The following is a 272-nucleotide window of genomic DNA, read 5'->3' as shown; positions in this document are numbered from 1 at the left end:
GCCATGGTTGGACGAGGTGTTGCCGACCCAGTCGGGCGCGACGTCGCTGCGCCAGTCCGGGCAGCCCGGAACCGTGGCGCGAGCGCGGGTGACGACGACCCGGATCGTGGCGGGGGCGAGCGGCGCGCGTGCGATCGATGCCGCCGGCCCGACGAGCAGCCCGTAACGGCCGACCATCTCGGCGATCTGGCGATAGGCGCCAGGGGCATCGCCCGCCGGGTCCTCGATCGTTACCCGGTCGCCATAGCCGAGCTGCAGATTGCGGGCCCAGC

1 protein-coding gene is annotated in these 272 nt (G+C 73.5%); it reads right to left on the bottom strand.

Going from position 1 to position 272, the window contains the following annotated elements; translation table 11 throughout:
- Window positions 1-272: CpaD family pilus assembly lipoprotein (locus AC0L2C_RS34300; RefSeq protein ID WP_473525545.1), on the bottom strand; the 272-nt coding region annotated here is incomplete at both ends.

This window comes from Mesorhizobium sp. WSM4845 (genome assembly GCF_055811455.1).
The sequence above is the reverse complement of the archived record's forward strand: the minus strand, read 5'-3'. Positions and strand labels throughout refer to the sequence as shown.